Raw genomic sequence first — 22,515 nt, forward strand, 5'->3', positions numbered from 1 at the left:
GACCGCACGGTCCAGCGTCGCATCGGCGGCTCGCCGGTCTTAGGAGGTTTTGGGCAGCGGCCTACCTGACCGGCAGGCAGTTCGGGCAGTGACTCATGCAGACCACTCCGATTGCGCATTCCAAATTGCATCTCAATCCGTCCTTCCCGATCCGCCTGTGCGCCGATCGACTCCTCGGCAGGCTTCGCTCGGAATTTTCAAGGATTGCGCGCGATAGGGTAGCTGCCAGACCTCCAGGCTGGGTTCCGGTGCGGTGCAGGAAACACTCGGGGCGGCGCTCGCCACAACGGCAAGGGATGGATGCGGGATGCGACGATCGGTTTTCCTGAAGCGATGTGCAGACCGGCGTGCCGGTCTGGCGCCGGCACCGATCTCGATCGCCCGCCGCCTGCTCCCGTTTCTGGTGCTGTGCCTGATCCTGAGCCTTGCCCTCCCCGGAGGCGCACTTCCGGGCGCCGTCGCGGCGGCTCGCGCCGCATCGGCGGACCTTGACGCGGAGGAACGGGCATGGACCGAGGCCAATCCCACGATCAGCGTCGGCGTGGTGTCGGACAACGAGCCCTATTCCTTCTTCCGAAACGGCCAGATCATGGGCTGGACGGTGGACGTGCTGCGCCGTCTGGAAGCGGCGACGGGCCTGTCCTTCGAGATCCGCATGGGCACCTGGCACGAGATCTACGGCGATTTCCGCAGCGGCGGACTGGACGTGATCGCCGACATTTCCAGGACCGAAGAACGCAGCGGCTTCATCGACTTCACCGACGCCTACCACCTGCGGCGGACGGTCCTGTTCCACAACGTCGACCGCCCCCTTGCCGACGACGGCGGCGTCGATGCCCTCCGGCACAAGCGTGTCGGTATCATCAAGGACATTTACTACGCTCCTGCCTTGCACAAGGCCGGTATCGAAGCCATTGACTATGCAAGCTACCGCGACCTGATGGCGGCGGTCGCGTTCGGCTGGGTCGACGCCGTGCTCGCCGCCGAAATGACGGGCAATTTCTTCGTTCGTGAAAACGGCTTCTCGAATGTCATCGCGGCCGGCAGCCTGCCGCTCACCGACGTCGCCCTGGAAGACTTCCGCCTCGGCGTCCTCAAGGACGTGAACGACCGCGACAAGGCCATCCTGCACGGTGTTCTCAACAAGGCCGTCGCGGCGCTTGCGACCGACGAACTCGCGGCGACCACCGAGCGCTGGCTCGCCTATCGCAGCGGACACGCACCGTCCGTCACGCCGCTGCGCTTGTTACCTGAGGAGCAAGACTTCATCGAATCGGCACCGCCGCTCTCGATCGGCTTCATCAGCGACTACGAACCCTTCAGTTTCCTGGCCGACGGACGCGGCCAAGGACTGGCCGTGGATCTTGCCCACGACATTTCCGCCCAGACGGGGCTGGTACTCAACCCGGTGTACGACAACTGGTCCAACCTGCTGGCCCGGTTCAAGGCCGGTGACCTCGACATCATCGCCAACATCTCCCGCACCGACGAACGCGCCGACTACACGCTCTTTTCCCAGGAATACCATCGCATTCCGAACGCGGTATTCGTGCGCTCGGGGTTCGGCCCTTACACGGGCCTGGAGTCCCTGGCCGGGAAATCCGTGGGCATCGGCAAGGACATCTACTACGCCGACAAGTTGAAGGCGCGTCTCGGCAATGTCCGCACCTATTCCACGCAGGAGGACATCGTGCTGGCTCTGTCCAGAAGCGAAGTAGATGCCGCCATCGTCGCCCTGAGCAACGGCAATGCCATCGTGCGTCGCCTTGGTCTGATCAACATCGAGATCGGCGGCGAATTCGAGATGGAGGGCGTCGAGCGCGAGGACCTGCGGTTCGGCGTCTCGCCGCAGTATCCCTTCGTCAAGAGCATCCTGGACCGAGCGATGAGCGCCATGCCGCTGTCGCGGTGGGCGGCACTGGAGACGAACTGGCTGGGGCCGAGGCTCGCCGGAGCCGCCCCCAAGCGGGCGCCCCTGACGACAGAGGAACGCGCCTATCTGGATGCAAAAGGCGTCGTAAAGGTCTGCCTCGACCCAGACATGCCGCCCTTCGCGACGGCCGGCAAGGACGGCACCTTGAGCGGACTGGCACCGGACATCATGTCGCTTCTGGCGACGCGGGGCGGCTTCGCGTGGCAGGCAGTGACCGCGGAAGGCGGCGGCAATGCGCTCGATACAGCGCGTCGCCTCGGCTGCGACGTCGTGCCGCTCGCCCTTGAAGCCGGGATATTGGTCCACGGCTGGGACGTCACCACCCCTTATCTGCGACTGCCGATCGCCGTCGCGACCCAACTGCACAGGCCATTCGTGGACGGCATGCGGGACCTCGACGGACAGACGGTCGGCGTGGTGCCGGGCCGAGTTCCGGCCAACCTGCTCGGGCAACGCTATCCCAAGGTCACGCTGGTCGAGGTAGCCAGCGAGGACGAGGGGCTGCGGCTCGTGCAGCAAGGCCGGCTGGATGCCCTGCTGGGCACGCTGGCCCGGCTCGGCTACCTGATCACGACGATGGGGGCGAACGACATCAAGATCTCGGGACGGATTGCCGAACATGCATCGGCAGTCGTTGCGACCCGCGCCGACGAGCCGCTCCTGGACGCGATCTTCACAAAGCTGGTGGCGGACCTGGACCAGGACGAGGTGCAGGTCCTCCTCAACAAGCAGATCCTCGTGCCCCTCGAGCAGACGGTCGACTACACGTTGCTGCTCCAGATGGCCGGCGTCGCGGCGCTGCTGCTTGCCATGTTTCTCTACTGGAACCGGAAGCTCTATGCGCTGAACACGGCGCTGAACGCGGCCAACCAGAAACTGCATGCCGTGAGCATCACCGACGGCCTGACCGGCCTGTTCAACCGCAGGCATTTCGATACCCGGGGTACGGAGGAGTTCGGCCTGTGCCAGCGCAACGGCTGGCTTTTCTCCATCGCAATGGTCGACGTCGACCATTTCAAGCGCGTCAACGACGAGGTCGGACACGTCGCCGGTGACCTCTGCCTCCAGCGTCTGGCGTACATGCTTCACCGACATTTCCGGCGCAACGGCGATACGGTTGCCCGCTATGGCGGCGAGGAATTCGTCGTCTACACCATGGGCGGGACTGCGGCGGACTTCCGAAGCCATCTGGAAAGACTGCGCGCGGCAGTGGACAGCACGCCCGTCGAGACCGAGGCGGGCCTGCGCCACCTGACCGTCAGCATCGGCTGCCACGCGGCCGTTCCGGCGCCGGAGCAGTCGCTCGACGATTTCATCGCGCTGGCCGATGCCCGTCTCTACGACGCCAAGAACCAGGGCCGCAACCGGCTGGTCGCAAACGCCTGACCAGCCCGGCCGGGCGCTTGCCTGCCCTGCTCACGCGCAAACCGAACGAACCGCCTAAGACGCCATGCCGGGCAGCCCGACGATTCCTTCCACCGCCAGTTGCTCGACCGTCTCCTCATCGTAGCCGAGGCGCGCGGCAAGGATCGTCGCCGTGTCCTCGCCGAGCAGAGAGGGTGGCTGTGCGGGGGCCGGTCCCTGACCATCGAAGCGGATCGGACCGCGAACGAGACGGAGGATACCCGCCGCCGGGTGAGTAACGGTCTCGACCAGGCCGCGGGCAACGACATGCGCCTGTTGCAATGCCTCCGCAACGTTGAGGATGGGGGCATTGGGCACATCGAATTGCGCCAGCCGCTCCAGCCAGACGGCCGTGCTGTCCTCGCGCATGCGCGTCTCGATCATCGGTTCCAGGATGGCCCGGTTCGCGAGTCTCTGTTGATAGGGTGAAAAGCGCGGGTCCTCGGCCAGTTCGGCCATGCCCAGGCAGGCGGCGAAGTTCTTCCAGAACCGCTCGGTGAGGCAGGCGACGATGACATGGCCATCTTTGGTCGCAAAGGCGCCATAGGGGACGATGCTGGGATGCCGGGTCCCGACCGGCTGCGGAGCTGCGCCTGTGACGAAGTAGATCTGCGCCAGATAGCCCAGCATCGCGATCAGTCCGTCGAGCATGGCGATGTCGACGCGTTGACCGCGACCCGACACCTGACGGCCGTGCAGCGCCGCCAGGATTCCGAATACGGCGAAAATGCTGCCTGCCATGTCGCCGAGCGGCAGCCCAAGCTTGCTCGGCGGCGCCCCCGGCTCGCCGTTGACGCTCATGACGCCCGAAAGCGCCTGGGCGACGATGTCGAAGGCGGGCTTGTCGGCCAGCGGGCCGTCCGCACCGAACCCTGTGATCGAGCAGTAGACGAGGCTTGGATTGTCGGCTGACAGGGTCTCGTAACCGAGACCGAGACGATCCATCACTCCGGGACGGAAGTTCTCCAGGACGACGTCGCTCTGGGCAGCAAGCGCCTTGGCGATGTCGAGCCCACGCGGCGACTTGAGGTTCAGAGCCAGGCTCTTCTTGCTGTGGTTGAGCGCGACGTAATAGTGGCTGAGCGGTCCCTGGAACGGCGGAAAGTTGCGCGTTTCGTCGCCGCTTTCGATGGGCTCGATCTTGACGACATCCGCGCCGAGATCGGCCAGGACCATGCTGGCGTATGGCCCGGACAGGATCCGCGAGAAATCCAGGACACGTATCCCGGCGAGCGGTCCTGTCCGATCCGTTTCATTGCTGCTATCGCTCATCCCGGTGCCCCGCGCCCTTGCCCGCCAGTTTCATGATGGCCGAAGCCGCGGCGATCGGACGCCCTCCGACCGTCACGTCCGCGTCGAGAAACAGCAATGAGTGCGTCCGGTGACGCAGGCGCGCACCGGCTTCCAGCAGATCACCCGCCCGAGCGGTCTCCAGAAAGCGTGTGTCGAGTTGAAGGGTCACCGCAGCATGGCGGTCGGCCGCTTCCCAAGCAACGAGCGCGATGGCATGGTCGATCAGGCTGAAGATCACTCCGCCATGGACCAGCCCGACCGGGTTGGTGTGGCTGTCGTCCACCCTCAGCCCGTAGCGCCACGCGCCGTCGTCACGTGCCGCCAGCAACGGTCCGATCCTGTCCAGAAACCGCCCTGCCCGCATTTCCTTCCAGGGAGATGCCTCCCCTTGCCTTTCCTCCAAAACGTCCTGCGTCACCCTGCACGCCCTCCCTGTCAGTTCTCCATGCCGATCTGCATGTTCGCGATATCGTCCCGCATCGCCAGCATGGCGTCCGCCAGAACCTGCACGCCGGTTGCCTGCACGCGTTCGGAGATGCCGATGGCGACGATGCTGCGTGTCATTCGTCCGCTGGCGTCGAACAGCGGTACGGCCGTGACGGTAACTCCGGAGATGTAAGTGCCCGGGTCCACGGCAAAGCCGCGAGCGCGGGTCTCCTCGATCTGGGCAAGCCAATCCTCGTAGGCAGGCGGGTGGTCCCAGACCAGTCGGTCGAACTCCTCACGCAGACGCTTCTCGCCGATTCGGTTGAACGCGGCGAAGCAGCGTCCGGTCGCGCTGATCAGCGCCGGAAACCGACTGCCGAGGTCGACCTGCAGGCGGAAGGGCAAAGTCGAGTGCGACAGGGCGACAACGACCATGTGCCCAGGATCCGTGAGCTGGGTCGCGATGCTGGTGACGCCGAACTGTGCCGACAATTCATCCAGTCGCGGCTGGACAAGAGCCGTGAAGGCGTTGCGCTGAATCGCCGACCGGGCCAGCGGCAAGATCCCCAGACCGATGGAGTAGCGCTTGGTATCCGGGTCGAAGGCGACAAGGCCTTCGTCCTGCAGGACGCGCAGGATGTGCAGGCAGGTGCTGGGCACCAGGTCGAGCGCCCGCGCAAGCGGATTGACCCCTATCGGCTCATCTTCCCGCGCAAGCTGACGAAGGATGGCGATCGCGCGGGTCACCGCTGGCACCTGGCGCTTGCTGGCGGATGCCCTCTCCTCTTCAAGCATTTTGATCTCCCAGACAATGCGATTTCATTGTCTATATACAATGGAAATATCATATTGACAATGATCTTATGCCGCCACTAGCTTTGTCAACGTGCTCGGACGGGTCGCCTGTTCAAGCGGGCCACAGCTGGAGGAAAAAGGTCGATGACGCGCCTGACGGAGTTCACGTCGTATTCGGATGCCCAGAGGCATTTCTCGAACGAGGCTCTCTGGGACCTGTTCGATGGCGACCGGAATCGGCTGAACATCGCGCATGAATGTATCGACCGGCATGCCGACACCGATCGTGTAGCATTGCGCATCGCCCATGCAGACGGCCGCGACGAGGTGATTACCTTCGCCGAGATCAGCCGGCGCTCGGCTCAAGTCGCCCACTATCTCAGGCGTCGCGGCATCGAGAAGGGCGACCGTGTCGCGGTGATGATCGAACCGTCCCTGCCCTTTTACTGCGCGATCTTCGGCGCCATGAAGGCCGGCGCGGTGGCCGTGCCGATGTTCACCCTGTTCGGGCCCGACGGCATCCGCCTGCGGGCCGAGGACTGCACGCCGGAAGTCTTTTTCACCAACGCGGAGAAGGCACCGGACGCGATCCAGGCGGGCACCAAGGGCGTTACCATCGCCGACGACGCGTTCCTCGACTCCATTGCCGATCTGCCCGAGCGGTTCGACTGGGAGACCTCGGACGACGATCTGGCGGTTCTCCAATATACCTCGGGCACGACGCGCCTGTTGCCCGCCGCCGTGCGTCACAACCACCGCTCCATCGTCACGCTGATGGTTGCGGCGCTCTACGCGACGGGCATCCGGCCGGGCGATCGCTTCTTCTGTCCCTCCTCGCCGGCCTGGGGGCACGGACTGTGGCATGGAACGCTGGCGCCGCTGGCGCTCGGCGTCAGCACCGGCACGTTCAGTGGCAGGTTCGATCCGGTCCGCCTGCTGAAGGCGCTGCAGGATTTCGGCATCACCAACCTGTCAGCGGCCGCGACGCACTACAGGATGATGCGCAATTCCGGGCGCGCGGAGGTCTTCAGCTACGCCATCCGCAAACTGTCCTTCACGGGCGAACCGATCGACAGCGAGACCTCCCGTTACGTCGAGCGGCTGTTCGGCACCAAGGTCTGCAGCATGTACGGCACGACCGAGATCGGCGTGATCCTCGCCAACTATCCCGGAGCGCCGGACTTCGAGGTGCGTGAAGGGTCTCTCGGCAAACCTGTTCCCGGAATCGAGGTCGAGGTGCACGGTCCCGATGGCAGGCCGGTCGCGCCGGGCGAGATCGGCGAACTGATGCTGCGCAGACGTGGAGAATGGTTTCCGACCAAGGACCTCGGGCGCACCGACGCGGACGGATACTTCTATCATGCCGGCCGGGCCGACGATGTGATCATTTCCGCCGGCTGGACCATGAGCGCTGTGGAGATCGAGGACGCCATCCTGCGCCATCCTCTGGTCGCCGAAGCGGCTGCGATCGGTGTTCCCGACGCGGTTCGCGGCCAGGTGGTCAAAGCCTTCGTGGTCCTGAAAGGCGCGCCATCCGGAGATCTCGTCGCAGAGATCCAGGAACTCGTGCGCACGAACCTCAGCCGACACGAATACCCCCGCCAGATCGAATTCGTGAAGGCATTGCCGAAGACGCCCGCGGGCAAGGTCAATCGCAAGGCCCTGCGCGACGCCGAGGCGAGGGAACAAGTCGGCACGGCGTGAAGCCTGCCGATCGCTCAATCTCAGAACGGAGGAAAAGATGAACGAAACCCTGCACCGGCGGTTTCCCAAGATAACCCCGGAAGGCCTCGACGACCTGCGCGCGCGCATCGGCGTGAAGATCGACAAGACCGTCGAGCCCTGGTGCTACGAGGCGACGCGCGACAACATCCGCCACTATGCCCATGGCATTGGCGACGACAACCCGCTGTGGTGCGACCCGGACTATGCCAAGGGCACCAAGTTTGGCGACGTCATTGCCCTGCCGAGCTTCCTGTTCGCGACCAGCCGCATCATTTCGGGCTACGTCGGCGGGCTTTCGGGCGTGCATGCCATGTGGTCGGGCGCTGACTGGACCTGGCACAAGCCGATCGCGCGCAACACCGAGATCCGCACCGAAGCCTATCTCAAGGACCTCGTCGAACACGATACGCGCTTTGCCGGCCGCGCCATCCAGCAGATATATCACGTCGATTTCTACGACGCGAAGACGGGCGACGCGCTCGCCAGCGCCGACAGCTGGTGCTTCCGCACGGACCGCGATCATGCCCGCGAAAAGGGCACCAAGTACAGCGAGGCGCGGGCCAGGGAGCCGCGTGTCTATAGCCAGCAGGAACTCGACCGCTTCTACAAATACTACGAGGAGGAAGAGGTCCGCGGCGCGCAGCCGCGCTACTGGCAGGACGTGACCGAAGGCGAACCACTTCCGACCATGGTCAAGGGTCCCATGACCGTGACCGGTTTCATCGCCTATGCCCAGGGCTGGGGCGGGCTCTACATCCGTGCCAACAAGCTGGCCTGGCAGTTGCAGCAGAAGCATCCGGGCGCCGGCATCAAGAACCGCTTCGGCATTCCCGACTGTCCCGAGCGCGTGCATTGGGAGGAAGAATTCGCGCTCGAGGTCGGCGCGCCCGGCGCCTACGACTACGGCCCCGAGCGCTGCTCCTGGCTGACGCACCAGATCACCAACTGGATGGGCGACGACGGCTTCCTGCGGCAGGCGAAGTGCCAGGTGCGCCGTCACAACCCCGAAGGCGACGTGGTGCTGATCGACGGCACGGTGGTACGCAAGTTCGTCGAAGACGGACGTCATCTGGTGGAGATCCGCCAGCAGGCGGTCAATCAGGACCAGGAGCTGTCCGCGATCGGCTCGGCCATCGTCGAGCTGCCGACGCGCTGAGGAGGCGGCACGCCGGTTGCCGGGGGAGGAACGAAGGTGATCGCCATCGGAAAGCTTCTGTCACGGATCGAGGACACGCTCCATTACGGCGGCTGCCTGGCGCTCGCGGCCGTGGTGGTGCTGATCAACGCGGACATACTTATGCGGCTCGGATTCGGCCGGCCGGTGCAGATCCAGTTCGAGATGACCGAACTGTATCTGATGCCTGCCCTTGCCACCCTGTCCCTGTCGCGGGTGTTCCGGGATGGCGGGCATCTGGCACTCGACATCGTGCCCGAACACATGCCCGGCCTGGCCGGGCATGTGATCCGCCGGATCCGGCTGCTTCTGGCGGCGGCTTTCTTTGCCGCCGTCACCTACATGTCGGGCAAGTTCGCTCTGCGGGCATTCACGCGGGGAGAAATCGAGTTCGGCGTGATCGACTGGCCGCTCGGATGGGCCTACGCCGCGATCCCGCTGGGATGCGGGGTGCTCGTCCTGCGGCTCTTCTACGAAACACTGAATGAAGGCGCGTCAAACGCCTCGCCATGACTTGACCCTGCATTCGGGAGGAAACCCATGTTGAAATTCAAACGTTCGATGATGCCTGCCCTGGCCTGTGCGATCATGCTCGGCGCCGGCCCCGCCAAGGCCGAAACCCTCCGTCTGGGCGATTTCCAGTCGACGACGCACATCGTGTCGGTCGAAGGCACGACCCGCTGGATGAAGGCCGTGGAAGAGGCGACCAAAGGCGAGATCACCTTCGAGCATTTTCCCTCCGAGCAGGCAACCAAGGCAGCCGCCCTGCTGGACGCGGTCAACCACGGAATCCTGGACGCGGCGCTGATCGGAACGATCTACCACGGCGAAAGCCTGCCTATGAACTCGGTTGTCGGACTGCCGGGTTTCTATGGCTCGGCGGTCACGGGCACGGCCGCGCTGCAGGCCATGCTCGCCGATGGCCCGTTGCGCGAGGAACTGCTGGAATCCGGCGTCGTTCCGATCTTCGGCTTCGTCCTGCCGCCCTATCAGGTTCTGGCCAAGAAGCGTCTCGGCGGTCCGGCCGACTGGTCCAATCTCAACATCCGCACGGCCGGCTCGACCCAGGCAATGACCGCACGCAGCCTCGGCGCTGTCGGCGTCAGCATCCCGGGCCCCGAGGTCTACACCGCCGTCGAGACCGGGCGGCTGGACGGGATCCTGTTCCCGCTGGCTTCGGTTCCCGGCTACAACCTTCAGGAAGTCGTCACACATATCTCGCGCAACGGCTCCTTCGGCGGCTACAGCTTCGTCATGGTCGTCCACCGCGACCGTTTCGAAGGTCTGCCCGAAGCCGTGCGGACCGCAATGCTCGAAGCCGGCAAGGACGTCGCCGCCCATGTCGCCAAGGCACAGGACGATTCGATCGAAGACCTTGCCGGGAAATGGACCGGGCAGGGGATCGACGTCTACGAGTTCACGGAAGACGAACTCGCCGCGCAGCGCAGCGCAATGGCCGATGTCAGCGCCGACTGGCTGACGCGCATCGGCCGGGGCGAGGAAACGGCAAAGGCCGTGCTCGAGCAGTATCGCATGCTGACCAGCGACTAGCGTCGGCGCTTACATCCTCCTGTCCGAGGCGGCCGGGCAACCGGCCGCCCCTTCCCTGACGAGGCCTGCTCGCGGATGCTGTCCTTTTTCGCTCTCCTCCTGTTTCTCGCCGCCCTAATGATCCTGCGGATGCCGATCGCTTTCGCGATGGGGATCGCCGGCTGCGTCGGCCTTGCGGTCCAGATCGGACTGAACCCTGCACTTGCCGTTCTGGAACGAACGTTCTTCGACACCGCCTCCTCTTTCGTCCTCGTCGCCATCCCCTTGTTCATCCTTATGGCTGAACTGCTGACGGCGGGCGACGTCACCCGCCGCGCCATCGTCGCCTGTCAGGCCTGGGTTGGTCATGTGAAGGGCGGACTGGCCGTCGCCACCGTGGGCGCAGCGGTGCTGCTAGCGGCTCTGGTCGGCAGCAGCACCGCGTCGACCGCCGCAATGTCGGCCTCGGCCTTTCCCGAGATGCGACGCCACCGTTATGATGATCGACTGGCGGCCGCCGTCGTCAGTGTCGGCGGCACATTGGCGGTCGTAGTCCCTCCCAGCATCGTGCTGGTGGTCTATGGTGTTCTGACCGAGACGTCGATCGGCAAGCTGTTCATCGCAGGCGTGATCCCGGGACTGTTGACCGCGTTCGGACTTGCAGCCGTGATCAAGGTCATCTCGCATCGCACCGACTACGCGCCGAAGGGTGACCCCTTCCGGCTCGGACACGCGATGGGCGTCAGCTGGCAGGTGCTTCCCATGGTCCTGCTCATCATGGCCGTGATCGGCGCGATCTATGGCGGAGTCGCCTCGCCGACTGAAGCGGCCGCGCTCGGCGTGCTCGGCTCGCTCCTGATCTGCCTGGCGCAACGCACGCTTCGCATGCGGGCGCTCGGCGGCTCGCTCGGCAACGCCATCCGGGCGACGGTGATGATCGTTGCCATCGTCGCCTGTTCGGCGATCTTCGCCAACTACCTCGCCTTCACCCGGGTCACCCAGACCGTGCTGGCCGCGGTATCGGACACCGACATGCCGCGCTACGCGATCCTGATGATCATGGTGCTGATCCTGCTCGTCATGGGCATGTTCATGGACCAGCTCGCCATCCTGTCCCTGGCCATGCCACTCGCCTTTCCGGCCGCCATGGCATTGGACTTCGATCCGGTCTGGTTCGGGATCATCGTCACGAAGACGGTAGAGATCGGCCTTCTGACCCCACCGCTGGGCCTGAATGCCTATGTGGCAGCGGCCCAGACGCGGGTACCCCTGAGGGTGATCTTCCGCGGTCTCCTGCCATTCATCGCGATGGAACTCGTGATCCTCGGGCTTCTTATCGCCTTTCCGCAGATCACGCTCTGGCTGCCGGGGCTGATGTAGGGCCTCCGGACGCTGCCGACCCAGAAAAAGGGGCGCGCCCCGGTTGACCGAAGCGCGCCTCGAGTGATGGGAGGAAAGGCTCCGCCGGGCGCAGCGCGCCGGCGGCTGGCGGCTTCAGCCTCCGAAGCCGAAGCCGACCGGCATGTCGGTCAGCGTGATGCCGAAGGGCTCCAGACTCTTCAGGATCCAGGTCTGGTTGTTGCCGATGCGGCGGTTGTACTCGGCCCAGGCCGAGACGAAGCTCTTGAACACCTCGTCGCCGCCGTAGTTGACCGCGATGACCGACGGCGTCGACAGGACAGGTGTCGGCACCTGGACCGCACCGATGGTCGGCGCCTTCTTGGAGATGACCAGGCCGTTCAGCATCGTGTTGACGAGGCCGTCGGCCTTCCCGGTGGTCACGGCGACAATGGCTTCGTCGCGGGTCTTGAAGCGCAGGATGTTGGCATTGGGCAGGTACTGCTGCGTGATCAAGTCCTGAGCGGAACCGAGATCAACAGCAAAGGTGTACTTCGGATCGTTCAGCTCCTTCCAGGTCTTGCCGGCGATCTCTTCCTTGGCCGAAACGATGACGAAGCTGTTGTAGTAGGTCGGGTCCGAGAACGACACCGACAGGGCGCGAACCGGCGTTGCCGTGACGGCAAATGCCATGTCGACCTTGCCGCTCTGTACGTCCAGGATTGCGTTGGCCCAGCTCGATTCCACCACTTCCAGCTTGACGTCCAGCATCTTGGCGATGTCGCTGGCCATGTCGATCACGAAGCCGTTCCATTCGCCCGTGCGCGGATCTTTGTTGAAATACGGCACCTCGTTGAGGATCGCCGGAATGCGCAGCACGCCGCGGGCACGGATGTCGTCGATCGTCCCGGCGCTGGCCGTCCCGCCCAGAACGGACAGGGCCACGGCGGCCACCCCGAAAATTTTTCCGAAGATGTTCATAGAAGAATCTCCACTGTTCCCCGAATTGTCTGTGCCCCTCCCCGCAGACAGAGCCTTCCCGTCGCGGTTAGCGTGGCTGGAACCAGCGTAGCCCCTGAGCGAGGGGCGGCAATGCTAGAGAACCCGAAGCACTTATCCTGTTTTTTATATGTCGGCACTCAGGTCGGGCCGAGCGGTGCGTCCTGCGCGCGCGGCGGATCCAGCACCGGGCCGACCAGTTCCTTCTGGCAATCGGCAAATAATTGCTGGACGGTCGGATGCTTCTGCAGGAACCCGGCACTGCCGAAATAGACCCGCACTTCAGGCAGGCTGCTCAGCCTGGTGCTGCGGATCGTCTCGTCTTCAGGCAGGACGCACCAGGACGGGATGATCGAAAAACCGAGCCCCTCCTCGACGCAGCGCTTCACGCTGGAGCTTCCCGACGTGGAGATCACCGGCTGCACGATCGCCCCGTCCCGCCCCAGGAAATCGACCGCCAGATTGCGCAGGGTCTGGCCGGGCTCGTAAGTGATGAACGGCCGGTCGGTCGCCCAGGCCTGGATGTCCTTCTGCTCCGGCGGCTCGCCCCAGGAGCGCGGGTAGACGAGGCTCAGGCGGTAGCTTCCGAGCAGACGCTGGGGAACCACCGGGTCACCGAAGTAGCGCTCCGAAATGCACACGTCGAGGCTGCCGTTCTTGACCAGTTCGGCAAGCACGGTGTCGCGTTCATAGACCGCGAACTCCATGTCCGGAAAGCACTCCCGGAACCGCGCCAGCACCTTCGGGAACAGATAGAAGAAGATCGCCTGAGGCATACCGACGCGCAGCGACGAGCGCTGGCTCTCGATCAACTTGGTCAGCCGCTCGAGCATTATGTCGAGTTCTGGATGCAGCAGACTGTAGAGCGCCCGGCCGCGCGGGGTGAGCGAGATGCGCTTCGCGCCCTGCTCGGACTCGATCAGCTTGCCGTTCAGGATCTGCTCGAGACGCCGCACATGGTTGGCGGCGGACTGGTAGCTCAGGTTCAGGTCTCGCGCCGCACCCGAGAACGAGCCGTGGCGCGCCACTTGGTAGAATGTCTGGATCAGGGTGAGGCTGATCTTGGCCATTGATGACTCCCCTGCCGTCAGACTTAGGGGCCTCAGCGCTTCTACCCGATACAAAATTCTTGAACAAGCAAGGCCGTGTTCTTGTATCGACGCCCTGAACCTGCGGCCACCAATATCGGACCGTCACAAGCAGGATGCCGGTTCCACCTGATGCCCGTTCCACGTCCCCCTTCCGCCCTGATCGCCGGTTCCGGCATCGTCGGGGCTGCCGTCGCCTACTTCCTGGCGCAGCGCGGGGTTTCGGTACAGGTGGTCGATGCCGAAGCGCCCGCAGCCCAAGCAAGCGGCTCCGCCGATGGCGCGGTGTCGGTCGCAAGCAAGCGTCCGGGGCCGCTGATGACCGCGGCGCTCGCGGGTGCCGAACTCTATCGCCAACTGTCTGCCGATGGCCTGTTCGCGGATCTGTACAAGACCCGCTCGACCTATATCGTGGCGACGTCGGACGCGGAATGCGAGGTTCTGACGGCCCATTCCGCCGCCCTGTCCTGGGCAGGCGTCAGGGTGCGCGAACTGACCGGCGGCGGCTTGCGCACGGAACTTCCGGTGCTTTCGCCGGCGACCCGCATGGCGATCGAGGTCCATGACGAAGGTCACGCCATCGGTTATCGGGTCGTTCACCGCCTGTTGACCGCGTCCGGCGTCGAGGTTCGTCGCGGCACGGCGGTCGAGCGCCTCATCATCGACCCGGGCGGTCGCCGGGTCGTCGGCGTCCAGACGTCGCGCGGTCCCCTCCATGCCGACGTCGTGATCCTCGCCACCGGCAACGGCACAGCCGACCTGCTCGGACTTCGCGACATCCTCGTTCCCCGCAAGGGGCAACTGCTGATCACCGAGCGCGCACCCTCCCTCAACGCGGCCCTTCCCGGTGCCCTCATGTCGGGACGCTACCTGCTCAGCAAGGGCAGCCATACCGGCGGCGCGAGCACACCGAGCCGCGGCATCGGGCTGGTCATCGATCCCTTGCGGACCGGCCAGTTCCTGATCGGCGGCACGCGCGAAGATCATGCGGACAAGCGCACGAACGACCTCGACGCTGTCTCGAGGATCCTGTCCGACGCGCTGGTCCTGCTGCCGGCACTTGCCGATATAAGGTTGCTGCGGACATTCGCCGGTGCCCGCACCGCCGTCGCCGATGGACTGCCGCTGGTCGGTCGGTTGCCCGGCCTCGACAACGCCTTCATCGCCACTGGCTTCGAAGGGGACGGGATCTGTCTTGGCCCCATCATCGGCAAGGCGGTCGGCCAGTTGGTGAAGGGCGAGACGCCCGACATCGACCTGTCCGCCTTCGATCCCGCCCGCTTTTCAGCCTGCAGGGTGCCGGCATGAGCACGAAGCGCTTCTTCTGGGACTCACGGGAAATCCCGTTCTGCGAGGGCGAGACCATCGCGGCGGCCCTCGACGCGGCCGGCCTGAGCAGCTTCGGCTCCGATGCCCTCGGCCGGCCGACGCGCTATTTCTGCGGCATCGGCGCCTGTCAGGGCTGTCTCGTGCGCATCGACGGCGTCGCCCGTGAGGCCTGCCTGACGCTGGCGCGCGACGGACTGCGAATCGAAAGCCTGGAGCACGATGATGTCTGATCTCGATGTCCTCGTGATCGGCGGCGGACCGGCGGGCATGGCGGCCGCGGTGGCGGCCGCTCGCTCCGGCCTGAAGGTCGACCTGGTCGAACAGCGTTCGACGCTCGGTGGCGCCATCTATCGCCTTCCGATGGAAGGTGCTGCACCGGTTCCGCAATCTCCGGCAGCCCTTCAGCGGCGTGATGCGTTGCTGGACGCCGTCCGGACCGCCGGCATCCGGGTCAGGAGGTCGAGCGTATTCCTCGGCATCGACGCCGCGGGCCTCGCCCTTGTCGAAGACCGGCAAGCCGGACGTCTGGAGGCCCTGAACGCCCGTGCGGTGATCCTCGCTCTCGGCGCGGTGGAGAAAGTCCTGCCGCGACCCGGCTGGGATCTGCCCGGCGTCGTTACGGCCGGCGGGCTGCAGGTCATGATGAAGGAAACCGGCCGTCCCCCGCAGGGGCGCGTCCTATTGGCCGGCTCCGGTCCCCTGCTGCTCGCGCTAGCCGCACAGATGATCCGCATGGGCAATCCGCCAGTTGCCGTCGTCGAGGCCGGTGATCCCCTCGCCCATCCCGTCTCGGGCGCCGGCATGCTGGCTCATCCCGCACTGATGCAGGAAGCCGCCGCCTATCTCCGTGACATCGTCAAGGCGCGTGTCCTGTGGATGCGCGGCACGCGTGTGCAACGCATCACGGCTGCGGCCGGCGCCCTCGTGGCGTCGGTGCGGGACCGGAGAGGAGGCGAGCACGACATCGTCGCGGACCGCATCGCCCTGCACGACGGCATTCGCTCCAACGACTTCGGCCTGCCCGCAGACAGGGCGGCGTCCGGGCACGGGCCGATCGTCCTGCGTGCCGGTGATTGCCGCGAAGCCCTGGGCGCAGTTGCCGCCGAGGCCGACGGGCGTCGGACCACGCAACGGGTTACAGCGCTGCTGACCGGCGAAGCCGATGCATCCCGGCGGATGGATCGCACGCTGGCGTCGATGCGCCATGCCCAGACACTGATCGGCCGGCTGTTTGCCCCCGTGGGCGGCGCAAGCCCGCTTGCGGACCTGCCGGATGAGACAGTGCTGTGCCGCTGTGAAGGCCGGACCGTGGCAGACCTGCGCAGCCTGCTCGCCGAGCCGGATCTGCCGTCCGGACACGAGGTCAAGCTGAACGGCCGCTTCGCGATGGGGGCGTGCCAGGGACGGTTTTGCGCGGCCAATGTCGCGACCCTGATGAACGAACTGAGGCCTGCCGAACGCGACGTGGGCGTACGCGACCTGACCGGTCAGCGCTGGCCGGTTCGGCCCGTAGCCATCGGCGCCCTCATCCGCCCGCACGACGAACCGGACCAGTGAGAGGACTTTCTGAATGACCCTTAAGGCTGCAGCTCTTGCACAGACTGGTGAGATCACCGTTCGAAACCCGTTCAACGGCGCCGTCGTCGGCGAAGTGGGCGTCACGCCTCCGACCGAGGTGTTTCAGGCGATCCTGCGCGCCAAACGGGCCCAGGCGGCGTTCCGCCGCTCGACGCCGGCGGAGCGGCGCGCCCTGCTCGACGCCCTGGCGGCAGAAATCGCCGGCGACTCGGATACGCTCGCCCGGCTGATCAGCATGGAAATGGGCAAGACCATCCGCGAGGCCCGCAACGAGGTGCGTCGCGCCCAGAACACCCTGAAACTGTCCGGCGACGCCGCCACCTTCCTCGACGGCGAAGCCGTCCATTGCGCGATCGTCGAGGGCGGCGCGGACCGGCTGGCGACGATCACTTACGAGCCGGTCGGCGTGGTCGGCGCCGTCACGCCGTTCAACTATCCCCTCAACCTCCTGTGCCACAAGCTCGGCCCCGCGATCGCGGCGGGCAACGCCGTGGTCGCCAAGCCGTCGCCGAAGGCGCCTCTGGCCGCCGCGCGGCTGTACGAACTGGCGGTCAGGGCGGGCTGGCCGCAGGATCTCTTCCAGATCGTGCATGGCGGTGCCGAAACGGCCGTGGCCATCGCCCGCGGCCCCATCGATCTTCTGTCCTTCACCGGCGGTCCTTCGGCCGGACTGGCGCTCAAGAACGCCAGCGGCCTGGTACGCTGCCTGATGGAACTGGGCGGCAACGACCCGCTGTTCGTCCTGCCCGACGCCGATCTGGACCGGGCCGTCGCGACGGCTGTCGGCCACCGCTTCGAAATCGCAGGACAAAGCTGTGCGGCGGTCAAGAAGCTCTACCTGCACACGGACATCGAAGCCGAGTTCACGGACCGGCTGCTGGCCGCCGTCGCCGCCGTCACCTTCGGCGATCCGTCGCGCGAGGACACCGACATGGGGCCGGTCATCGACGACGCGGCAGCGCGGATCGTCGAGGAGCGGGTACGGGCGACCGTCGACTGCGGCGCCCGTCTGCTGGCCGGCGGCCCGCGGGAGCAGACGCTGGTCGCGCCGACTGTGATCTCCAGCGTCGGTCCCGACGCGCCGGTCATCGCGGACGAGACTTTCGGACCGGTGATCGCCATCCGTAGCTTCGACGACGCGCGCAGTGCGATCGCCGAAGTGAACGCCGGCGCCTACGGGCTGCAGGCCGGCGTGTTCACCAACGATCACGCGCTGATCAGAATGTTCTCCCGCGACCTCGTCGTCGGCGGCGTGATGATCAACGAGGGCCCGGACTTCCGTGCGGAGCATGTCCCCTTCGGCGGCGTCAAGCGCAGCGGCCTCGGCCGCGAGGGCGTGCGCATCGCCTTGCGGGAAATGTCCGAGCCGAAAGTGGTCATAGACTGAGGAGGGAAGCCATGCGCATCGGCATCCTGGGCGCCTCCGGCCGCGTCGGAACCCGCCTCGTTGAACTGATCCTCGCGAACCCTGGTCTCGAACTGGCTGCCGCGCTGGTGTCGCCAGGATCGAGCCTGATCGGTACGCCGGTCGCCGGCGGCAGCGTCGAATACCGGCCCCCCGAGGCGGCGATGAAGAGCCACTGCGACGTCATCATCGACTTCTCGACGCCGGCGGCAAGCCTCGCCCTGCAGGCCGACATGGCGGCCAAGCCTATTCCCGTTGTGATCGGCACGACCGGTTTCACGGCCGATGAGGACGCCCGCCTCAGCGCCTGCTGCGCCTACCGGCCGATGCTGATCAGCGCCAATTTCGCCCACGGCTTCGAGGCCTTCCGGCAGGCGGCCCTCGGCTTCGCCCGGCAGATGCCGGGCGCGGAGGCACGGGTTGCGGAGACCTATCATGCCCGCAAGAAGGCCGAGCCGTCGGGAACCTCACGCCTTCTGGCTGAAGGGATCGCCAGCGAGCGCTCCCGCGCCATGGGCTTTGCCGCCTCCGAGCCGCCAATTGCCGTCCATCGCGAGACCGACACGGTCGGCGTCAACGAGGTGCGGTTCGACCTCAGCTCGGCCGAGGTCGTGCTGACATATCGCGTCCACACGCTGGCCGCCTATGCGGAAGGCGCGCTGTCGGCCGCACAGTGGCTGGTCGCGAAGGCCCCGGCCTGCGGACGTTTCAGTCTCGCCGACAGCCTGCGTGCATAACCCATCATTCGCGACCCTGAAACCACGAGGATTCTATCCATGGCCGCACTTGCCGACCGCTTCAGCGGCGTGTTCACCGCGCTGGTCACGCCCTTCCGCAATGGAGAGATCGACTACGAAGCCTATGACGCCCTGGTCGAGCGCCAGATCGCGGCCGGCGTCGCCGGGCTGGTGCCGGTCGGCACCACCGGCGAAGCGGCGACACTGTCCGACGACGAGGCCGTCGCGCTGATCGCGCGCACCGTGCGCCTTGCCAAGGGTCGTGCCCTAGTCATGGCGGGGGCGGGGGCGAACGACACGCGCAAGACGGTCGAGAAGGTCCGGCAGGCCGAAAAGGCCGGCGCGGACGCGCTGCTCATCGTTACGCCCTACTACAACAAGCCGACCCAGGCGGGGCTCGTCGCCCATTACGCAGCGGCCGCCGCCGCGACCGGTCTTCCGGTCATGCTCTATTCCGTGCCGGGGCGCTGCGGCGTCGAAATCGCGCCGCAGACCTGCGCGGCGCTGATGGAGGCTCACGACACCATCGTGGCTATCAAGGAGGCCGGCGGCCAGCCGGCCCGGGTCACCCAGCTGCGGGCTGCCTGCGGCGAAGACCTGATCATCCACTCGGGAGACGACGGACTGACCCTGCCGTTCCTCTCCCTGGGCGCCGTCGGCGTCACCAGCGTCGTCGCAAACGTCGCCCCCCGGGAGATGGTCGCGCTCGTCCAGGCTTGGCGCGACGGCGAGACCGATCGTGCGCTTCGACTTCACGAACTGGTTGCCGAACTGGCCGATGGCCTGTTCATCGAATCCAACCCCGGTCCCGTCAAGGCCGCCCTCGCGCTGTCGAACCTCGCCGGACCCGAGTTGCGCCTGCCGCTGGTGCCTGTCTCGGAAGCGAACCGCCAGCGGCTCGCCGGCATCCTGAACCGCTTCGGATCGGCGGCAGCGACCTTCCAAGAAATGCGCTAAGCCGACGCGTCAGCTTTGCATTGCCGGTGGATTGCCGCCGTTGGACTATCGAGAGCCGGCTTCGCGCCCGTCGCGATCCGGCATCAAGAAAAAGAGGGAACAGAGATGAACGCGAACCGTACGGCAGACAGGTCCGGAGCCCTTGCGCACTCGGCCCGGTTCGTCCGCGCAACCGGCAGCGGAGGCGCGAGATGACCTACACCTGGGACTTTCACTCGGTTTGGCAATACTATGATCTGTTCCTCTGGGGTCTGTGGATCAGCGTCGTCTACACTTTCGGCTCGATCTTCTTCGGCGTCCTGATCGGCTTCGTCACCTGCGCCGCACGACTGTCCCACTGGAAGGCGCTCAACGCCCTCGCCCGGATCTACCAGGAGATCTTCCGCTGTACCCCGCTGCTGGTCCAGTTGCTGTGGTTCTACTACGCCTTTCCGCTTCTGATCGGCGGCTCCATCGACAACCGCGTCGCGGCCATGCTGACGCTGTCGCTCTATGTCGGCGCCTTCTATGCCGAGATCTTCCGGGGCGGCATCGTCTCCATCGACAAGGGCCAGCGCGAGGCGGCCGCCGCCATCGGCATGAACCCGTGGCAGTCGATGACCCGCATCATCCTACCGCAGGCGCTCAAGCGGATGCTGCCCTCGTTCATCAACCAGTCGGTGATCCAGTTCAAGAACACCTCGCTCGTATCGGTGATCTCGGTCGCCGACCTCGCCTACATGGCCGCGGTGGTGAACGGACAGACCTACCGGCCGCTGGAATCCTACTCCGTCATGGCCGTGCTCTACATCGTCATGCTGCTGCCGCTCACCCAGGCCGCGGACTGGATCGAACGGCGCCTGCGCGTGAGCGACTGAGGAAAGGGAGCGACGCACATGTCCGACACATCACAGGCGCCGGCACCGATCCTCGAGGCGCGAGGCCTGAACAAGACCTATGGCCATCACACGGTCCTCAAGGGGCTCGACCTATCGCTGGCGCGCGGCGAAGTCGTCGCGCTGATCGGACCGTCCGGCTCGGGAAAGTCCACCTTCATCCGCTGCCTCAACATGATGGAGACCCCGACCAGCGGCACGATCCGCTTCCGTGACAAGCCGGTCGGCGACCGGTTCAAGGACAGAGGTGACATGATCGGCATCGGCACCCTGCGCCGGCATGTCGGCATGGTGTTCCAGCACTTCAACCTGTTTCCGCACAAGACCGTGCTTCAGAACGTGACCGAAGGCCCGGTCGTCGTCTGCGGGCGCCGCCGCCGCGAGGCCGAGGAGCAGGCGATGGACCTGCTCGCCCAGGTCGGCCTGGCCGAAAAGCATTCTGCCTATCCGAACCACCTGTCGGGCGGCCAGAAACAGCGTGTCGCCATCGCGCGAGCCCTCGCCATGGAGCCGGAAGTGCTTCTGCTCGACGAAGTCACCAGCGCCCTCGATCCGGAACTGGTCGGCGAGGTTCTGGCGGTGATCCGCGATCTCGCCGACAAGGGCATGACCATGGCGATCGTCACCCATGAGATGTCCTTTGCCGCCGACGTTGCCTCGCGGGTGCTGTTCCTCGATCAGGGTGTGATCGCGGAGACGGGTTCGGCCGAGGACGTAATCCTCAATCCGATCAACCCGCGGCTGCAGGCCTTCGTATCGCGGTTCAGGGGATAGGAGCCCGCATGTCGCCCTTGAAGATCACCATATTCGGCGCCGGGAACATCGGTTCCGCCCTTGCAGTCGCTCTCGCCGCCGACCCGACTTTCGACGTCGAGGTTGCGGACGGATCCGAACAGGCCCTGGACCGGCTGCGCGGCCTGGGCTGCGCGGCAAAGACGCATGCTCTTGGCCGCGAGGAGGAAATCCATGCGGTCCTCGCCGGCCGTGACGTCGCCGTCGGAGCGGTTCCGGAAACCGCGCTCGCGCAGGTGGCGGCGGGAGCCGCCCGCGCCGGCGTCCACTATCTCGATTTCTCGGCCGCGACGGCACGCACCCGCGGCCTGCTCGAGCCACTGGCGCGCGAGCGCGCCGTGTTCAACGGCTGCGGCGTCTCGCCGGGCATCATCGGCAACATCGCCTGCAACCTGCTCGACACCTTTTCGCCCGTCACCGATCTCACCGTCCGGGTCGGCGCCATTCCGCGCTATCCGACCAACCGTCTCGGGTACGGCCAGATCTGGAACGTCGACGGACTGATCGACGAATATACCCGCCCGAGCGCCGCAATTCGCGACGGCAAGGTGGTCGAACTGACTCCCCTCGAGGACTATGAACGGCTCAGCATCGACGGCGTCGCCTACGAAGGCTTCGTCACCTCAGGCGGCATCGAGGATCTCGCGATCTTCTCCGACAGCATGCCCAAGAACGTGACCGTCAAGACCCTGCGCTATCCGGGCCACCTCGACTACATGCGCTTCCTGCTCGACGATCTCGGCCTGCGTCACCGCCGCGACATGCTGAAGTCGCTGCTTTACAACGGCCTGCCGGTCATCGAAGACGACGTCCTTCTGCTCGTGGTGACGGCACGCGGCTGCCGCGGACGCCAGCCGACGGAACGGACCATCTGTCATCGCTTCTCGCCGAATGCGGCCTGCTCGCCATTCAACGCCCTGACGTCGGTTGCGGCCGGCTATGCCGCGACGCTCCTGTCGATGCTGCAGGCCGGCACAATCGGCCCCCGCGGCTTCGTCGCCCATCACCGCATCGACACGGACAGACTGCTGGCCAGCCGCTTCATCCGCCCGCTGCTGGGAGCGCCCGGAGATGTCCGTCCCGTAGCGGGGTGAAGGTCGGCGGCGGATCCGGACGCGGCTCCATCGGCCGGTCCCT

The 22,515-nt window shown here is 65.8% G+C and carries 20 protein-coding genes; 15 read left to right on the forward strand and 5 right to left on the reverse strand.

Annotated elements, in window-relative coordinates; all coding sequences use genetic code 11:
* Window positions 1-307: 307 nt before the first annotated feature.
* Window positions 308-3,319, forward strand: a complete 3,012-nt coding sequence (locus SL003B_RS15845; RefSeq protein WP_013653874.1) for a diguanylate cyclase — start codon at window positions 308-310, stop codon at window positions 3,317-3,319.
* Between the two features lie 54 nt (window positions 3,320-3,373).
* Here SL003B_RS15845 and SL003B_RS15850 read toward each other — a convergent pair whose 3' ends face one another.
* From SL003B_RS15850 to SL003B_RS15860, 3 genes are read right to left on the reverse strand one after another with little or no spacing between them, the layout of a single operon-like run.
* A complete protein-coding gene (locus tag SL003B_RS15850; protein WP_041375589.1) occupies window positions 3,374-4,609 on the reverse strand; it encodes a CaiB/BaiF CoA transferase family protein in 1,236 nt (411 codons plus the stop codon).
* A complete protein-coding gene (locus SL003B_RS15855) occupies window positions 4,599-5,048 on the reverse strand; it encodes a PaaI family thioesterase (protein ID WP_013653876.1) in 450 nt (149 codons plus the stop codon). The genes SL003B_RS15850 and SL003B_RS15855 overlap by 11 nt, the downstream gene beginning before the upstream one ends.
* 17 nt (window positions 5,049-5,065) lie before the next feature.
* Window positions 5,066-5,803 carry an IclR family transcriptional regulator gene (locus SL003B_RS15860; RefSeq protein ID WP_242390257.1) on the reverse strand — a complete coding sequence of 246 codons (738 nt, stop codon included), beginning with the start codon at window positions 5,801-5,803 and terminating at the stop codon, window positions 5,066-5,068.
* 192 nt (window positions 5,804-5,995) lie between these two features.
* On the opposite strand from SL003B_RS15860, the gene SL003B_RS15865 reads away from it, so the two are divergent.
* From SL003B_RS15865 to SL003B_RS15885, 5 genes are all read left to right on the forward strand, one after another.
* Window positions 5,996-7,555 carry an acetate--CoA ligase gene (locus SL003B_RS15865; protein WP_013653878.1) on the forward strand — a complete coding sequence of 520 codons (1,560 nt, stop codon included), beginning with the start codon at window positions 5,996-5,998 and terminating at the stop codon, window positions 7,553-7,555.
* Window positions 7,556-7,592: 37 nt separating this feature from the next.
* Window positions 7,593-8,732 (forward strand): FAS1-like dehydratase domain-containing protein, encoded by a 1,140-nt coding sequence (locus tag SL003B_RS15870; RefSeq protein WP_013653879.1) that lies wholly within the window; start codon window positions 7,593-7,595, stop codon window positions 8,730-8,732.
* 36 nt (window positions 8,733-8,768) lie between these two features.
* A complete protein-coding gene (locus tag SL003B_RS15875; RefSeq protein ID WP_013653880.1) occupies window positions 8,769-9,263 on the forward strand; it encodes a TRAP transporter small permease in 495 nt (164 codons plus the stop codon).
* Between the two features lie 27 nt (window positions 9,264-9,290).
* Complete coding sequence (locus SL003B_RS15880; RefSeq protein ID WP_013653881.1) at window positions 9,291-10,301, forward strand: TRAP transporter substrate-binding protein; 1,011 nt, start codon at window positions 9,291-9,293, stop codon at window positions 10,299-10,301.
* 75 nt (window positions 10,302-10,376) lie between these two features.
* Window positions 10,377-11,660, forward strand: a complete 1,284-nt coding sequence (locus SL003B_RS15885; protein WP_013653882.1) for a TRAP transporter large permease — start codon at window positions 10,377-10,379, stop codon at window positions 11,658-11,660.
* Window positions 11,661-11,774: 114 nt separating this feature from the next.
* Here SL003B_RS15885 and SL003B_RS15890 read toward each other — a convergent pair whose 3' ends face one another.
* Entirely contained in the window at window positions 11,775-12,599 is an 825-nt protein-coding gene (locus SL003B_RS15890; protein WP_013653883.1) for a transporter substrate-binding domain-containing protein, read from the reverse strand.
* A 158-nt stretch (window positions 12,600-12,757) separates the two neighbouring features.
* A complete protein-coding gene (locus tag SL003B_RS15895) occupies window positions 12,758-13,687 on the reverse strand; it encodes a LysR family transcriptional regulator (protein WP_013653884.1) in 930 nt (309 codons plus the stop codon).
* A 150-nt stretch (window positions 13,688-13,837) separates the two neighbouring features.
* Between SL003B_RS15895 and SL003B_RS15900 the strand changes: the two genes are divergently transcribed.
* The 9 genes from SL003B_RS15900 to SL003B_RS15940 all read left to right on the forward strand — a co-directional run bounded on the left by SL003B_RS15900 (window position 13,838) and on the right by SL003B_RS15940 (window position 22,472).
* The gene (locus SL003B_RS15900) at window positions 13,838-15,013 is read left to right on the forward strand and encodes an NAD(P)/FAD-dependent oxidoreductase (RefSeq protein WP_013653885.1); all 1,176 of its coding nucleotides are present in this window, start codon (window positions 13,838-13,840) and stop codon (window positions 15,011-15,013) included.
* Entirely contained in the window at window positions 15,010-15,264 is a 255-nt protein-coding gene (locus SL003B_RS15905; protein WP_013653886.1) for a (2Fe-2S)-binding protein, read from the forward strand. The genes SL003B_RS15900 and SL003B_RS15905 overlap by 4 nt, the downstream gene beginning before the upstream one ends.
* The gene (locus tag SL003B_RS15910) at window positions 15,257-16,591 is read left to right on the forward strand and encodes an FAD-dependent oxidoreductase (protein WP_013653887.1); all 1,335 of its coding nucleotides are present in this window, start codon (window positions 15,257-15,259) and stop codon (window positions 16,589-16,591) included. The genes SL003B_RS15905 and SL003B_RS15910 overlap by 8 nt, the downstream gene beginning before the upstream one ends.
* A 13-nt stretch (window positions 16,592-16,604) precedes the next feature.
* Window positions 16,605-17,999 carry an aldehyde dehydrogenase family protein gene (locus tag SL003B_RS15915; protein WP_013653888.1) on the forward strand — a complete coding sequence of 465 codons (1,395 nt, stop codon included), beginning with the start codon at window positions 16,605-16,607 and terminating at the stop codon, window positions 17,997-17,999.
* Window positions 18,000-18,010: 11 nt separating this feature from the next.
* Window positions 18,011-18,754, forward strand: coding sequence for a 4-hydroxy-tetrahydrodipicolinate reductase (locus tag SL003B_RS15920; protein WP_013653889.1), 744 nt, complete (start codon window positions 18,011-18,013; stop codon window positions 18,752-18,754).
* 39 nt (window positions 18,755-18,793) lie between these two features.
* The gene (dapA, locus tag SL003B_RS15925; RefSeq protein ID WP_013653890.1) at window positions 18,794-19,711 is read left to right on the forward strand and encodes a 4-hydroxy-tetrahydrodipicolinate synthase; all 918 of its coding nucleotides are present in this window, start codon (window positions 18,794-18,796) and stop codon (window positions 19,709-19,711) included.
* Between the two features lie 191 nt (window positions 19,712-19,902).
* Window positions 19,903-20,568, forward strand: a complete 666-nt coding sequence (locus tag SL003B_RS15930; protein ID WP_013653891.1) for an amino acid ABC transporter permease — start codon at window positions 19,903-19,905, stop codon at window positions 20,566-20,568.
* A gap of 18 nt (window positions 20,569-20,586) precedes the next feature.
* Complete coding sequence (locus SL003B_RS15935) at window positions 20,587-21,360, forward strand: amino acid ABC transporter ATP-binding protein (RefSeq protein ID WP_013653892.1); 774 nt, start codon at window positions 20,587-20,589, stop codon at window positions 21,358-21,360.
* A gap of 8 nt (window positions 21,361-21,368) precedes the next feature.
* Window positions 21,369-22,472 carry a saccharopine dehydrogenase family protein gene (locus SL003B_RS15940; protein WP_013653893.1) on the forward strand — a complete coding sequence of 368 codons (1,104 nt, stop codon included), beginning with the start codon at window positions 21,369-21,371 and terminating at the stop codon, window positions 22,470-22,472.
* Window positions 22,473-22,515 lie beyond the last annotated feature (43 nt).

Origin of the sequence: Polymorphum gilvum SL003B-26A1 (assembly GCF_000192745.1) — a bacterium.
GTDB classification, from domain to species: Bacteria; Pseudomonadota; Alphaproteobacteria; order Rhizobiales; family Stappiaceae; genus Polymorphum; species Polymorphum gilvum.